Consider the following 650-nt stretch of genomic DNA (forward strand, 5'->3'; position numbering starts at 1 on the left):
TAAATGAGCTACTTTTAGAATATGTGTGGGAAGTAGCCAACCACTTCCTGCCCGATAATGAAGATGTGTCCACTGCACCTGCCATATTCGCCAACAGATATGCGGAAAGAAACTTATCCGTTGAAGAAAGGTACGAAAGAAGCAAAAAAATGAAGACTTTCAAAGGGAGTTTGGAAGAATACAAAAAACGAGAATACAGAAAGTTGGACGATTCTTTCAAAGAGAAGTTTCTAACCAACGAAGATTTACAGAATACCATTGAAGCGTATAAGTTGGACGTTAGCAAGTTTTGGTATCTACTTCTGTTCGTATATGACTTTATAGAGGATATTGGCACAAATGCACCTGCATTGAACAAGTCTGTATTGGAGGACTTTAGCTATTTTCATGCCAATCTGCTGGAAGCTACAAGCATCACCTTAAAGAAGGACAATAAGAAAAGCTATGTTATTGAAAGAGAGGGCACAATCAGAATCATTCAAGCAGCCTTGCAGCATTTTGTCAATACATATAGCGATATTATACATAGTGAACAAGACAGAGAAGCTGTGATTAAACAATTAAAAGACATAGGTTTAAATGGATTTATCAGAAATGACTTATCGTCAAAAATCAACTTTACGGACAAGTTCAGTCTTGACATATCTTAT

The 650-nt window shown here is 36.5% G+C and carries 1 protein-coding gene; it reads left to right on the forward strand.

The window, feature by feature from the left end:
• On the forward strand, nt 1-650 hold a 650-nt coding region (locus QVP94_RS09650; RefSeq protein ID WP_288213220.1), incomplete at both ends, for a hypothetical protein.

The sequence above is a fragment of the Parabacteroides sp. CAG:2 genome, from assembly GCF_000436315.1.
GTDB classification, from domain to species: domain Bacteria; phylum Bacteroidota; class Bacteroidia; order Bacteroidales; family Tannerellaceae; genus Parabacteroides; species Parabacteroides distasonis.